This window comes from Ramlibacter agri (genome assembly GCF_012927085.1).
Taxonomy (GTDB): Bacteria; Pseudomonadota; Gammaproteobacteria; order Burkholderiales; family Burkholderiaceae_C; genus Ramlibacter; species Ramlibacter agri.
Map to the genome: position 1 here is coordinate 882,663 of NZ_JABBFX010000002.1, position 13,705 is coordinate 896,367.

10 protein-coding genes are annotated in these 13,705 nt (G+C 69.1%); 4 read left to right on the forward strand and 6 right to left on the reverse strand.

Translation table 11 applies throughout. From position 1 onward, the window contains the following. Positions 1–47: 47 nt before the first annotated feature. Positions 48–404 (forward strand): ComEA family DNA-binding protein, encoded by a 357-nt coding sequence (locus HHL11_RS22715; RefSeq protein WP_169420834.1) that lies wholly within the window; start codon positions 48–50, stop codon positions 402–404. 69 nt (positions 405–473) lie between these two features. Here HHL11_RS22715 and HHL11_RS22720 read toward each other — a convergent pair whose 3' ends face one another. Genes HHL11_RS22720 through HHL11_RS22735 form a run of 4 tightly spaced genes read right to left on the reverse strand, consistent with a single transcriptional unit; the run spans position 474 to position 5,428 of the window. Further along, entirely contained in the window at positions 474–1,970 is a 1,497-nt protein-coding gene (locus HHL11_RS22720) for an amidase (protein ID WP_169420835.1), read from the reverse strand. Positions 1,971–1,980: 10 nt separating this feature from the next. Then, positions 1,981–2,958, reverse strand: coding sequence for a Bug family tripartite tricarboxylate transporter substrate binding protein (locus HHL11_RS22725; protein ID WP_169420836.1), 978 nt, complete (start codon positions 2,956–2,958; stop codon positions 1,981–1,983). Positions 2,959–2,984: 26 nt separating this feature from the next. Next, positions 2,985–4,280: an aspartate aminotransferase family protein gene (locus HHL11_RS22730; protein ID WP_169420837.1), complete on the reverse strand. Its 1,296-nt coding sequence runs from the start codon at positions 4,278–4,280 to the stop codon at positions 2,985–2,987. Beyond that, positions 4,277–5,428: an NAD(P)/FAD-dependent oxidoreductase gene (locus HHL11_RS22735; RefSeq protein WP_169420838.1), complete on the reverse strand. Its 1,152-nt coding sequence runs from the start codon at positions 5,426–5,428 to the stop codon at positions 4,277–4,279. The genes HHL11_RS22730 and HHL11_RS22735 overlap by 4 nt, the downstream gene beginning before the upstream one ends. 47 nt (positions 5,429–5,475) lie before the next feature. Here HHL11_RS22735 and HHL11_RS22740 point away from each other — a divergent pair, with 47 nt between their 5' ends. Continuing rightward, positions 5,476–6,069: a helix-turn-helix domain-containing protein gene (locus tag HHL11_RS22740; RefSeq protein ID WP_240980365.1), complete on the forward strand. Its 594-nt coding sequence runs from the start codon at positions 5,476–5,478 to the stop codon at positions 6,067–6,069. On the opposite strand, the gene HHL11_RS22745 is transcribed toward HHL11_RS22740, so the two are convergent. Together HHL11_RS22745 and HHL11_RS22750 are read right to left on the reverse strand one after the other, a co-directional pair. Then, entirely contained in the window at positions 6,059–9,643 is a 3,585-nt protein-coding gene (locus HHL11_RS22745) for a hydantoinase B/oxoprolinase family protein (protein WP_205964525.1), read from the reverse strand. The genes HHL11_RS22740 and HHL11_RS22745 overlap by 11 nt on opposite strands. Positions 9,644–9,667: 24 nt before the next feature. Then, positions 9,668–10,171 carry a winged helix DNA-binding protein gene (locus tag HHL11_RS22750; RefSeq protein WP_169420840.1) on the reverse strand — a complete coding sequence of 168 codons (504 nt, stop codon included), beginning with the start codon at positions 10,169–10,171 and terminating at the stop codon, positions 9,668–9,670. A 119-nt stretch (positions 10,172–10,290) separates the two neighbouring features. Here HHL11_RS22750 and HHL11_RS22755 point away from each other — a divergent pair, with 119 nt between their 5' ends. Together HHL11_RS22755 and HHL11_RS22760 are read left to right on the forward strand one after the other, a co-directional pair. Next, positions 10,291–12,141: an ABC transporter ATP-binding protein gene (locus HHL11_RS22755; RefSeq protein ID WP_169420841.1), complete on the forward strand. Its 1,851-nt coding sequence runs from the start codon at positions 10,291–10,293 to the stop codon at positions 12,139–12,141. Positions 12,142–12,172: 31 nt separating this feature from the next. Next, entirely contained in the window at positions 12,173–13,687 is a 1,515-nt protein-coding gene (locus HHL11_RS22760; protein ID WP_169420842.1) for an ABC transporter substrate-binding protein, read from the forward strand. Positions 13,688–13,705 lie beyond the last annotated feature (18 nt).

Genomic DNA, 13,705 nt, shown 5'->3' on the forward strand with positions numbered 1-13,705 from the left:
AGCCGGCCCATCCGGGCCTGCCGCAATCGCCTGACAAGGAGAACCCCATGCTGAAGAAGATCCTGGCCGTGCTGGCCATGCTGTACGCTGCCGCCAGCTTCGCTGCCGTGGACGTCAACAAGGCCACCGCCGCCGAACTGGATGGCGTCAAGGGCATCGGCCCGTCCATCTCCAAGACCATCGTCGACGAGCGCAAGAAGGGCGGCGACTTCAAGAGCTGGGAAGACTTCATCTCCCGCACCAAGGGCATCGGCGAAACCAAGGCCACCAGCCTCTCGAAGGAAGGCCTGACCGTCAACGGCGCCGAGTTCAAGAAGGCGACCGCCAAGGCCGAGAAGAAGGAAGCCAAGAAGGACGAGAAGACCGCCGCCGCCGCGAAGCCGGCTGCCAGCGCGAAGAAATAAGCGCTACTCTCGTCATCCCCGCGCAGGCGGGGACCCAGGAAGGCCCGCGACAGCGGGCCTTTTTAGCTTTCAAACCGCGTTCTTCGCCCCGGCCGCCCCGCCGCCATACACCGGCGGATGCGTGACGATCGATCGCAACTCCGGCCGCGCCTGCTGCAGGCCCGCCAGATCCGGCCGCACCCTCCACCCTGCAAACGCCTGCTCCAGCGCCCGCGCCGCGCCCAGCAGCCGCACGTCCTGGTGCAGCCGGCCGATCACCTGCAGCCCGAATGGCATGCCGTTCTCATCGCGACCGCAAGGCAGCGACAGCGCCGGATTGGTCGCCAGGGTCACCACGTAGGTCAGCGCCAGCCACTGGTAGTAGTTGCGCATCTCCTGGCCATCGACCTTCGCCGCATAGAGCTCGGTCCACGGGAATGGCGACACCGGCGTCACCGGCGCCAGCAGCACGTCGTACTTTTCCAGCGCCGCCGCGAAGCGGCGCGACACGCGCGTCTGCTCCAGGTGCGCCCAGGCGCGATCGGCGAGCGTGATGGCCGCGGCGAGGTCCAGGTTGGCGCGCACGTTGGGGCCCAGCGTCTCCGGCGCATCGCGCAAGGTGTCGGCGAAGGCCGCCACGAAGCTCTCCGCCCGCAGCACGTCGAAGGCGCGGTCCGGGTCGCCCAGTTGCAGGTCCACCGGCTCGCACGACGCCACCAGCGGCCGCACGGCATCCACCCGCTGGCGGAAAGTGCGGCGGATGTCCTGGTCGACGGCGCACACGCCGAAGTCCTCGGTATAGCCCACGCGCAGCTTGGCGAGATCCACTTCCGGCAGCGGCCAGCCACTGCCCGCCGGCACCGGATACGACAGCGGGTCGCGCGCGTCCGGCCCGATGGCCGCCGAGAACATCAGCGCCGTATCGGCGACGTCGCGCCCCATCGGCCCCAGCACCGAGATGACCGACCAGCCCAGCGGCCGCGCGTCGTTGGCCACCAGCCCCGGCGAAGGCCGCAGCCCCACCACGCCGCACAAGGCCGCGGGGATGCGCAGCGAGCCGCCCGTGTCCGAGCCGGTGCAGATCGGCAGCATGTCGGTGGCCAGCGCCGCCGCCGATCCGCCCGAGGAGCCGCCCGCGTTCAGCCGCGGGTCGAAGGGATTGCCGGTCGCGCCCCACACGGGGTTGCGCGTGTTCGCGCCGGCGCCCATGTCCGGCACGTTGGTCTTGCAGGTGACGATGGCGCCGGCCGCGCGCAGGCGCGCGACCAGCCCGTTGTCCTGCGCCGGCACGTTGCCGCGCAGCCGGATGTTGCCGTAGGTGGTGAGCAGGCCCGCGGTGTCCTGCAGGTCCTTCACACCCAGCGGCAGGCCGTGCAGCGGGCCCAGCGGCTCGCCGCGCATCACCTGCGCTTCGGCGGCCTTGGCGCCGGCGCGGGCCCGCTCGAAATCGGTGGCGGCAATCGCGTTGACGGCGGGGTTCAACGCCTCGATGCGCGCGATGCACGCATCCATCAGTTCCACCGGCGACAGCTGGCGGCTGCCGACCAGGCGGCGCAATTCGACGGCGGAGGTTTCGGTCAGGGACATGCGCTAATTCTCACTCCAGCCGGATCTGCGCGCGCTCGGCGATGGCCTTCATGCGCGCGATGTCGCTGCCGACGTAGCCGGCCCAGTCCGGCACCGGCTGCCAACCCGGCTCGAAGCCGGCGGCTTTCATGCGCTCCTGCAGCTCGGGGCTCGCCAGCATCGTGGCGAAAGCCTTCTCCAGGCGGCCGCGCACGTCCACCGGCAGACCCTTGGGCGCGACGACCGCGATCCACGCCGTCATGTCGAAGCCGGGATAGCCGGACTCGGCGACCGTCGGCACGTTGGGCAGCAGCGAGGAACGCCTGGCGCTGGTGACGGCCAGCACGCGGACCTTGCCGGCCTGCATCATCGGCGCCGCCGCGACCACGGTGTCGAAGGACACCGGCACCTGGCCGCCGACCAGGTCGGTCATCAGCGGGGCGCTGCCGCGGTAGGGCACGTGCATCATCTTCAGGCCGGTGGCGGCGTTGAACATCGCGCCGGCGAAGTTGGAGCTGGTGCCATTGCCGAAGCTGCCATACACGAACTTGTCGGGGTTGGACTTGGCCGCGGCCACCAGCTGCTGCACGTTCTGCGCGGCCACCGAGGGATTCACCAGCACCGCGAGCGCCACGGAGCCGACGATGCCGATCGGGTCGAAGCCGCGCGCCGCGTCATAGGGCAGCTTGGCCTGCAGCGCCGGGTTCAGCGTGAAGGTGGAGTTGGAGCTCACCAGCAGTGTGTAGCCATCGGGCTTGGCGTTGGCCACGTAGCCGGCGCCGATCGCGGTACCGGCGCCGGGCTTGTTGTCGACGATCACCGTCTGATGCACTTCGTCTTCGAGCTTCTTCGCCAGCAGGCGTGACAGCACGTCGGCCGCGCCGCCGGCGGGATAGGGAGCGACCAGCGTGATCGTGTGCTCGGGCCAGGCCGCGTGGGCGAGGCCGCAAGCGGCCAGCAGGCCGGCGGCGAAGGCGCGGCGCAGGAGTCCGGAGGAAGAAGTTGCCATGGGGATCTCGATGGGAATGAGGAGGTTCAGGACGGCAGCAGGTCGCGGCATTTCGCCACCGCGCCATCGAGCGCGCTGACGAAGGCGGCCGCCTCCGCGTCGCCGAAGGGCAGCGACAGCGCGACCAGGCCGCGGCGCGCCAGGAAGATGCCGCGCTCCACCAGCTCGAAGAACAGCAAGGCCTTGATGCGGTCGTCGGCCGCCTTCAGGTCGTCGGCACTGCGCAGCGGCCCGGCCAGCGGTTGCAGCTGCATCACCGAGCCGAGGCCGGTGAACTGCAGGCCGACGCGATGCGCCGCGAACACCGCGTTGAGGCTGGTGCGCAGGCGCTGGCCGCGCGTGTTCAGCGCCTCCAGCGCTTCGGCGCTCAGCACCTCGGTCAGGCCCGCCAGGCCGGCGGCCATGGTCAGCACGTTGTTGTTGAAAGTGCCGGCGTGGCCCAGCGCGCCGGGGCGGCGCGGGTCGAAGCGCTCCATGACGTCCTCGCGGCCGCCGAAGCAGCCGAAAGAAAGACCGCCGCCGAAGTACTTGCCCAGGGTCGTGAGGTCGGGGCGGATCCCCAACTGGCCCTGGCGGCCGCCGAAGGACAGGCGCGAAGTCATCACCTCGTCCAGCACCAGCAACGCACCGCATTCGTCGGCCAGCGCGCGCAGCCTTTGCAGGAAGGCGGGCTCCGCGGGGATGCAGCCGCCGGCGCCGAGCATGGGTTCCACCAGGATCGCGGCCAGTTCGCTGCCATGCTGCGCGACGCGCGCCTTCACGTCCTGCAAGTCGTTGTAGCGCGCGACGACCCAGTCGTGCGGCACGTTCACCGGCGAGCCGCCGCCACCGAAGGCGAGCACGCCGCCGTGGTAGGCGCCGTCGAACACCAGCACCTTGCGGCGGCCGGTGTGCGCGGTGGCCGCGGCCAGCGCCATCAGGTTGGCTTCGGTGCCGGAGTTGGTGAAGCGCAGCAGCTCCAGGCTGGGAAAGCGGCGCTGGATCTCGCGGGCCAGCTTCGCTTCGCGCTCGGTGTGCGACGAGAGATTCAGGCCGCCTTGCAGCGCGCCGACGATGGCCGCCTGGATGCGCGGCTCGGAGTGGCCGTAGATGCCGGCGGTGAATTCGCCGAGCGCGTCGATGTACGCGTGGCCGTCGGCGTCCCACAGGCGGCAGCCTTCGCCGCGCGCCATGTAGAGCGGAAAGGGCCCGTGGAACAGCACGCTGCGCGTGTTGCCGGCAGGCAGCACGTCGCAGGCGGCCAGCATCTGGCCTTCGCTCTTCGGGTTGTTGGCGCGGTAGCGCGCGATGGCGCTTGCCAGCGCCTGGTCCAGGTCTTTCATGCTGCTTCCTTGACGGGGGAACGCGGCAGCCGCGCCGGCGTGAACGTCACCGGGTCCACGCCGTGCTGCCGCAGCTGTTCAGGGATGGGATGGCCGGCGATCAAGTTCGCGGCGAGTTCGCTGGCGCCGGCGGCGGTCTGGATGCCGTAGCCGCCCTGCGCGGCCAGCCAGAAAAAACCGGGGCAGGCAGGATCGAAGCCGATCACCAGCTCGCCGTCTTCTACGAAAGACCGGAGGCCGGCCCAGGTGGCCACGGGCCGGCGGATGCGCAAGGTGCTCACCGCTTCGATCTGGTGGATGCCCAGCGCGATGTCCAGCTCCTCGGGCAGCACGTCGTGCGGGAACGTGGGGTCGGCGTTGGCGGGCGAGCCGAGCAGCAGGCCGGCATCGGGCTTGAAGTACCAGCTCTCGTCGACGCCAATCACGGCCGGCCAGCCATGCACGTCCATGCCCTCTTCCGGCTTGAAGGTGAAGGCGCTGCGGCGGCGCGGCTGCAAGCCCACCGGTGGCGCGCCAGCGATGGCAGCCAGCGCGTCGGCCCAGGCGCCGGCCGCGTTGACCAGCACCGGGGCCCGCCATTGCTCGCCCTGCTGGCTGGACACGATCCACTCGCCGCCCTCGCGCACCGCGGCGGAGAGTGCCTGCGCGCAACGCAGCGTGCCGCCCCGCTGGCGCAGGCCGCGCAGGAAACCTTGGTGCAGCGCGTTGACGTCGATGTCCTCGGCCGCGGGGTCGTACAGCGCGCCGTGCACCAGCTCGGGCCGCAGGCAGGGCACGCGCTCCAGCACCGTGCGCGCATCGAGCCGCACCAGCTGCGGGCAGCCGGGCGCCAGCTCGGCGTAGAGGGCTTCCATCTGCGCGACCTGCTCGTGCGTGGCAAGGTACAGCACGCCGCGCGGCGTCAGCAGCGGCAACTGGGTGAAGCCCTCGGGCGGCTGCTCGTAGAAGCTGCGACTGGCCCGCGTCAGCGCGCGCACGCCAGGAGCGCCGTAGCTCTCCATGAACATCGCCGCCGAACGGCCGGTGGAGTGATAGCCCGGCTGCGTCTCGCGCTCCAGCAGCAGCACGCGGTGCGTGGCAGCAAGGCGCCACGCCAGCGAGGCCCCGGCGATGCCTGCGCCGGCGATGATCACGTCAAATTCTCGCATCTGAGAATTCTCACATGCGAGAATCATGCCTATCCGAGGAGAAACCCTTGAACGCTCCCCTGCCGCGAGAAGCCGTGCCCCAGCGCGACCGGGTCGGGCTCGGCCTGCGCCTGCGCACCGAGCGCAAGGCACGCCAGCTGACCTTGAAGGAACTGTCGGTGCGCAGCGGCGTCGCCCTGTCCACGCTGTCCAAGATGGAGCTCGGCCAGAGCTCGGTCGGCTACGAGAAGGTGGCCGCGGTTGCGCAGGCGCTGGCGCTGGATGTCGGGCTGCTGTTCGCCGGGCCGGCGGCCGCTCCCGCGTCAGGACAGGCGCTGGCCGTGTCGGGAGAGGACGAAGGGCCGCTCTACCGCTCCGACCACTACGAGTACCGCATGCTCGCGACGGCTTTCCCGGGCAAGCGCATGACGCCGCTGCGCACGCGCATCGCGGCGCGGCGTCGGGACGAGTTCAGCGATTTCATCGGCCACCCCGGCCAGGAGTTCGTGATGGTGCTCGCCGGCCAGGTGCGCATCGAGTTCGAGACCGGGGAGCTGATCGAGCTGAAGAAGCACGAGTCGGCGTACTTCGACAGCGGCGTCGGGCACATCTATCTCAGCGTCGGCCCCAGGGACGCCGAACTCGTGATCGTCATGGCTTGACGCCGAAGCCGCCGCCTCCCGGCGTGTGCACCTCGAAGATGTCGCCCGGCGCCATCTCCGCCGACCCGATGTGCGCCAGCTCTTCGACCTTGCCGTCCAGGCGCACGACCCGGTTGATCCCCACCTGCCCCGGCTTTCCACCCGCCATCCCGAACGAAGGCACCTTGCGGCCGTTCGACAGGATGCTGGCCGTCATCGCCTCCAGGAAGCGCACGCGGCGCACGCCGCCGTTGCCGCCGTGCCAGCGCCCGGCACCGCCGGAGCCGGCGCGGATCTCGTAGCTCTCCAGCCGCACCGGGAAGCGGAACTCCAGCACCTCGGGGTCGGTCAGCCGCGAGTTGGTCATGTGCGTCTGCACGACGCTGGTGCCGTCGAAGCCCTCGCCCGCGCCGCTGCCGCCCGAGATGGTCTCGTAGTACTGGTAGCGCGCGTTGCCGAAGGTGAAGTTGTTCATCGTGCATTGGCCCGCCGCCATCACGCCCAGCGCGCCATAGAGCGTGTTGGTGATGCAGGTGGAAGTCTCGACGTTGCCCGCCACCACCGAGGCCGGCGGCAGCGGATTGAGCATGCAGCCTTCGGGGATGGTCACCTTCAGCGGCTTCAGGCAGCCGGCGTTCAGCGGGATCTCGTCGTTGACCAGCGTGCGGAACACGTACAGCACCGCAGCCATGCAGACGGCGCGCGGCGCGTTGAAGTTGTTCACCTGCTGCGGCGAGGTGCCCGTGAAGTCGATCTCGGCGCAACGCGCCCTGGCGTCGACGCGGATCTTCACGTGGATCTGCGCGCCGTTGTCCAGCGGCAGCGTGAACTCGCCGTCCTTCAGCCGCGTGATAACGCGCCGCACCGACTCTTCGGCGTTGTCCTGCACGTGGCCCATGTAGGCCTGCACCACGTCCAGCCCGAACTGGTCGACCATGCGCCGCAGCTCCTGCACGCCCTTCTCGTTGGCGGCGATCTGCGCCTTCAGGTCGCCCATGTTCTGGTCGGGATTGCGCGCCGGGTACTTCGCCGATTTCAGCAAGGCGACCATCTCCTGCTCGCGCAGCACGCCCCGGTCGACCAGCTTGAAGTTGTCGATCTCCACGCCCTCTTCCTCGATGCGCGTAGAGAACGGCGGCATGGAGCCCGGCGTGACGCCGCCGATGTCGGCATGGTGGCCGCGGGAGCCGACGTAGAACATCGGCCGCTCGTGCCCATCCAGGTACACCGGCGTGATCACCGTCACGTCCGGCAGGTGCGTGCCGCCGTTGTACGGATCGTTCAGCACGTAGACATCGCCGGACGCCATCGCGTCGCGATTGCGCGAGATCACCGTCTTGATGCTCTCGCCCATGCTGCCCAGGTGCACCGGCATGTGCGGCGCATTGGCGATCAGGTTGCCTTCCGCGTCGAACAGCGCGCAGGAGAAGTCCAGCCGCTCCTTGATGTTCACCGAATAGGCGGTGTTCTGCAGTTGCAGGCCCATCTGCTCGGCGATGTTCATGAACAGGTTGTTGAACACCTCCAGCAGCACCGGGTCCACCTGCGTGCCGGCCGCGAAACGCACGGCGCGCGGCACCTTGCGATCCAGCACGATGTGGTCCAGGTCGCTGATGCAGGCTTCCCAGCCCGGCTCGACGACGGTCGTGGCGTTCTTCTCCGCGATGATCGCCGGGCCGGCGATGACGTCGCCGGGACGCGTGTCTTCGCGCACCACCAGCGCGGCGTCGTGCCATGCGCCGCCCGAGTACATGCGCACGGTCTCCCGGCGCGGCACTTCGCGCTGCGGGTTCAACGCGACGCGCGGTTCGGCCGGCGCATCGCCGGCAACGATGGCTTCCACCGACACGGCCTCCACGATCATCGGCTTGCCGGGCATCAGGAAGGAGAAGCGCTGGCGATAGGCCGCTTCGAAGCCGGCCACGATCTCCGCCAGCGTCCCCGCCGGCACCACCAGCGCCGAATCGCTGCCCTGGTAGCGCACATGCACGCGCTGGCGCACCTGCACGGCGCCGGTGCTCACCGCCTGCTTCTGCAGCTCGGCCTGCGCCGCCGCCGCCAGGGCTTGCAGCTTCTGCTGCACCTGCGGCAGGTTCTCCTGCGACAGCAGCAGTTCCACCGCCTGCTCGCGGATCACGTTCTGGTCCGCCAGCCCCATGCCGTAGGCGGACAGCACGCCCGCCAGCGGGTGGATGAACACACGGGACATGCCCAGCGCATCGGCCACCAGGCAGGCATGCTGGCCGCCGGCGCCGCCGAAGCAATTGAGCGTGTAGCGCGTCACGTCGTAGCCGCGCGCGACCGAGATCTTCTTGATGGCGTTGGCCATCTGCTGCACGGCGATGTCGATGAAGCCTTCGGCCACCTCCTCCGCGCTGCGCCCGGTGCGCTGTGCCAGCTCGGCGAATTTCTGCTCCACCACCTCGCGGCTGAGGGACTCGTCGGCATGCGGGCCGAACACCTTGGGAAACCAGGTCGGCTGGATCTTGCCCACCATCACGTTGGCGTCGGTCACGGCGAGCGGGCCGCCGCGCCGGTAGCTGGCCGGGCCCGGGTTGGCGCCGGCGCTCTGCGGGCCGACACGGAAGCGCGAACCGTCGAATTCCAGGATGGAGCCACCGCCCGCCGCCACGGTGTGGATCGACATCATCGGCGCGCGCATGCGCACGCCCGCCACCTGCGTCTCGAACTCGCGCTCGAATTCGCCGGCGAAATGCGAGACGTCGGTGGACGTGCCGCCCATGTCGAAACCGATCACCTTGGCGTGGCCACCCAGCTGCGCCGTGCGCGCCATGCCGACGATGCCGCCGGCCGGCCCGGACAGGATGGCGTCCTTGCCCTGGAAGGCATGTGCGTCGGTCAGGCCGCCGGAAGACTGCATGAAGAACAGCTTCACGCCCGGCATCTCCGCCGCCACCTGGTCGACGTAGCGCCGCAGGATCGGTGACAGGTAGGCGTCGACCACGGTCGTGTCGCCGCGGCTCACCAGCTTCATCATCGGGCTGGTCTCGTGCGAGCTGCTCACCTGCAGGAAGCCAACCTCGCACGCGATGCGCGCCGCCGCCGCTTCGTGCGCCGTGTAGCGGTAGCCGTGCATGAAGACGATGGCGACGCTGCGCAGGCCACGGCCGTGCGCGGCCTGCAGTTCGCGGCGCAACTGCGCTTCGTCCAGCGCCTGCTCCACCTCGCCGTGCGCGCCGACGCGTTCCTGCGCCTCGATCACCTCCGAGTACAGCAGCTCGGGCAGCACGATGTTGCGGTCGAAGAGGCGTGGCCGGTTCTGGTACGCAATGCGCAGCGCATCGCGGAAGCCGCGCGTGGTGACCAGCAGCGTCGGCTCGCCCTTGCGTTCCAGCAGCGCGTTGGTGGCGACCGTGGTCCCCATCTTCACGCAGTCGACGAGGTCCGGCGTGATCGTCACGCCGGGCGCCAGCCCCAGCAGGTGGCGGATGCCGGCCACCGCCGCGTCGCGGTACTGCTCGGGGTTGTCGGAGAGCAGCTTGTGCGTGGTCAGGCTGCCGTCCGGGCGCCGGCCGACGACATCGGTGAAGGTGCCGCCGCGGTCGATCCAGAACTGCCAGCGCTTGGTTTCCATGTGGTTTGCCATGTCTTGTCTTGCCTAGAGCGACGCCGCGGCGCGCGCCGCCTGGTCGTACATGCCGGAGAGCACGCGCAGCAGGCGCGCCAGCTCGCCGATGTCGCGGTTGAGGCCGTCGTCGGCGTTGAGCGCGTCGATCAGGCAGTTCTCGCGGATCTCGCGGTAGCGCTCCACGTATTTCTGCCCGGCCTCGGTGGAGGAGTAGGTCACTTCCTTGCCGTTCTTGCGCGAAGCCACCACGCCCAGGCTCTGCAGCTTCTTGAGCGAGTAGTTGATCAGGTGCGTGTCTTCCACGTTCATGATGAAGCAGATGTCCGCCAGCCGCTTGTCGCGGGCGCGGTGCGTCACGTGGTGCAGCACCAGCACGTCCAGCGGCGTCAGCTCCTTCAGGCCCGCCGCGCTCATGCAGTGGACGATCCAGCGGTTGAAGGCGTTGCCGGACACGATGAGGCCGAACTCGAATTCGCTCATCTCGGCGCTGCGCGGGGACACCAGGTGGGCGGACGACACGATCGGTTTCGCCATTGATGCTTTCGTGGGGGTGGTGGCGGGGATGGTAGGATTCTAAGAACTAACCCACATTTTGCCGACAAATTGTCGGCATCAACCTGACGATTCACGGCCGGCCTGCCACTTTCGCCTCCATGTCCGTCCCGCCCAACCACCCTGCCGGTCCGCTGCTGTCCGTGCGTTCGCTCTCGGTGGAATTCGGTCCCCGCGAGGCGCCGTTCCGCGCGGTCGACGGGCTGAGCTTCGAGCTGCATGCAGGCCGCACGCTGGCCATCGTCGGCGAGTCGGGCTCGGGCAAGTCGGTGACCTCGCAGGCCATCATGCGGCTGACGGACCACACGGGCGGCCGCATTGTCGATGGCGAAGTGATGTTCCACTCGCCGGTGAGCGGCCTGCAGGACCTGCGCAAGGCCAGCGAAGACCGCCTGCGCGCGATCCGCGGCAACGAGATCGCGATGATCTTCCAGGAGCCGATGACGTCGCTGAACCCGGTGTTCACCGTCGGCAACCAGATCGCAGAAGCGCTGGTGCTGCACCAGGGCCTGGACCGCGCGCAGGCCCGCAAGCAGGCGCTCGCGCTGCTGCAGCTGGTGCGCCTGCCCGATGCGCAGCGGCTGCTGGATGCCTACCCGCACACCCTGTCCGGCGGCATGCGCCAGCGCGCGATGATCGCCATGGCGCTGGCCTGCAAGCCGGCGCTGCTGATCGCCGACGAGCCGACCACGGCGCTGGACGTCACCATCCAGGCCCAGATCCTCAACATCATCCGCGAGCTGCAGCACGAGCTGCACACCGCCGTCATGTTCATCACCCACGACATGGGCGTGGTGGCGCAGATGGCCGACGACGTGGTCGTCATGTGGCGCGGGCGCGCGGTGGAACAAGGTGCAGTGGAACAAATCTTCAAGGCACCCCAGCATCCTTACACCCGCGCGCTGCTGGCCGCGGTGCCGCGCCTGGGCAGCCTGCAAGGGCGGCCCTTGCCGGTGCGCGCGCCGCTGGTGGTGCTGGAAGACGGCGAGCTGAAGCAGTCCGGCGTCGAGCAGGAACAGGACACGGTGACGCCCGGCGCGCCGCTGCTGGCCGTGGACAAGCTCACCACCCGCTTCGACGTCGCCCACGACCTGCTGGGGCGCGTTACGCACCGCGTGCATGCGGTGGAGGAAGTGAGCTTCACCATCCAGCCCGGCGAGACGCTGGCGCTGGTCGGCGAGTCCGGCAGCGGCAAGTCCACCGTCGGCAAGACCTTGCAGCAGCTGGTGCAGGCCACCGGCGGCAGCATCCGCTTCGAAGGCCGTGAGCTGGCGGACCAGAACGCCGCCGACCGCCGCAAGCTGCGGCGCGAGATCCAGTACATCTTCCAGGACCCTTATGCCTCGCTGGACCCGCGCAAGACCGTGGGCTTCAGCATCGCCGAGCCGATCCGCACGCACCGCCTGCTCGACGACCCGAAGGCCATCCAGCGCCGCGTCGCCGAACTGCTGGAGAAAGTGGGCCTGCAGCCGGAGCATATGCACCGGTACCCGCACCAGTTCTCGGGCGGCCAGCGCCAGCGCGTGTGCATCGCGCGCGCGCTCGCCAGCGAGCCGCGGCTGGTGATCGCCGACGAATCGGTGTCGGCGCTCGACGTCTCGGTGCAGGCGCAGATCATCGACCTGCTGATGGAGCTGCAGGCCGAGCGCCACCTTTCCTACCTCTTCATCACGCACGACATGGCAGTGGTGGAGAAGATCAGCCACCGCGTGGCCGTGATGTACCTGGGCCAGATCGTCGAGATCGGCAGCCGCCAGGACATCTTCGAGCGGCCGCAGCACCCTTACACGCGCAAGCTGCTGGCCGCCGTGCCGGTGGCGGAGCCCGGCCACGCCTTCGATGCCCGCCTGATCGAGGGCGAAGTGCCCAGCGCATTGCGCCGCGCCGGCCACGAGCCGCAGATCCATCGCCTGGTCGAGGTGCGCCCCGGCCACCGCGTCGCCCAGGCCTGAACGACAACCCATTCCAACCGGAGACAAAACCATGAAGTTGAAAGCCCTCCTCGCCAGCGGCACCATCGCCCTGGCTTGCCTGGCCGCGCCGGCCAGCCACGCGGCCGGCACCCTGACGGTCGCCCTGCACCAGGACCCGGGCAACTGGGACCCGGTCGCCACCTTCCTGGTGTCCTGGGGCGCGGTCGGCAGCCAGATCTTCGACGGCCTGATCATGCGCACGCCGGACATGAAGCTGGTGCCCGGCCTGGCCACCAAGTGGGAGTTCCTGGACAAGAACACCAAGATCCGCTTCACGCTGCGCCAGGGCGTCAAGTTCCACGACGGCGAGCCTTTCGACGCCGACGCGGTGAAGTTCACCTTCGACCGCCTGCTGGGCGACGAGGGCAAGAAGGGCCCGCAGCAGTCCAACTACACCTCGATCGACAAGGTGGTGGTGGTCAACCCGACGACCGTGGACTTCATCATGAAGAGCCCGGACCCGGTGCTGCTGACCAAGCTGGCCGGCTACGGCGCCATGATCGTGCCGCCCAAGTACGTCAAGGAAAAGGGCAGCGAATACTTCGGCGCGCACCCGGTGGGCACCGGCCCGTTCAAGTTCGTCGAGTACAAGCCCAAGATCAGCCTGGCGCTGGAGAAGAACGCCGCTTACTGGGGCGGCTCGCCGAAGGTCGACAACCTGACCTACCGCTTCATCGCCGAACCGGCGACGCAGGCCGCCGAACTGCAGGCCGGCCGCGTCGACGTGGCCAACCAGATCCCGCTGGCGATGGTCGACACGATCAAGAAGGACCCGAAGCTGGCCGTCGTCAGCATGGACGGCCCGGTGGCGCTGGCCCTGCGCTACAACACCAAGCGCGGCATCATGCAGAACCGCGACGTGCGCAAGGCACTCACCCTGGCCGTGGACCGCGACGCCATCATCAAGAGCGTGCTGCTGGGCCAGGCCAAGCCCATCGCCAGCTTCCAGGGCACGCTGTCCTTCGGCAACGACCCCGCGCTGAAGCCGCTGCCCTTCAACCCGAAGGAAGCGATGGCGCTGCTGAAGAAGGCCGGCGTCAAGCCCGGCACGCAGATCCAGCTGGACTTCCGCGGCCCGGACAGCAACTTCCGCGAAGTGGCGCAGGCCGTGGCCGGCTACCTGCAGGCCGTGGGCATCACCGTCACGCTGAAGCCGTATGAAACCAACGTGCTGCTGAACGACATCATCCCGAACGGCAAGACCGGCGAGATGTGGCAGAACCAGTGGGGCGGCTGGACCTTCGACTACGACAACACCGCCTACGCGATGTACTACACCAAGCAGCGCTGGAACCCGTTCGACGACGACGCCAAGCTGAACGCCCTGCTGCACCAGCAGCGCAACACCTGGGACCAGGCCGCGCGAAAGGACACGCTGCAGGAGATCGCCCGCTACGTCGCCGACCAGTCGCTGGAAATGCCGCTGTACTCGCTGAACACGGTGTACGGCATCAACAAGCGCGCCAAGGACCTGGCGCTGCCGGCCGACGGCCGCTTCCGCTTCGTCGACGCGCGCGTCGACTAAGCCTGGCACGGGAAGGGT